This window comes from Pantoea sp. SIMBA_079, from assembly GCF_046940275.1.
Lineage (GTDB): Bacteria > Pseudomonadota > Gammaproteobacteria > Enterobacterales > Enterobacteriaceae > Pantoea > Pantoea borealis.
This window is the reverse complement of record NZ_JAWRYR010000538.1, coordinates 1-259: the sequence shown is the minus strand read 5'-3', so window position 1 is coordinate 259 and position 259 is coordinate 1. Positions and strand designations below refer to the sequence as shown.

The window sequence follows — 259 nt, the reverse complement described above, 5'->3', positions numbered from 1 at the left end:
CATGGCAGCCGCCAAAAAGGCTGAGGAACAAATTCTCAAGCTAGTCCTCAACTCCGGTGGATACGGTACCCTGGCTCAGCAAAACTCGCCGGAAATCGACATCGATCTCGATAACCTGAGACAAGTCGTCGGCGTCCTCGAGCGGCTCCGATTTGAAGATCCGCTGTGGGACTCAGTGAGTCTCCATGCCGGCAAGCTCAATACGATTATCAAATCATTCGACCCAGTGCACCAGAGCACGACTGAGGGGGCCGGCTGG

Annotated in this window: 1 protein-coding gene; it reads left to right on the top strand. The window is 55.6% G+C overall.

Annotation, left to right across the window (positions count from 1 at the left end):
* The coding region (locus SB719_RS21115) for a hypothetical protein (RefSeq protein ID WP_412159879.1) at positions 1-259 on the top strand (259 nt) is incomplete at both ends.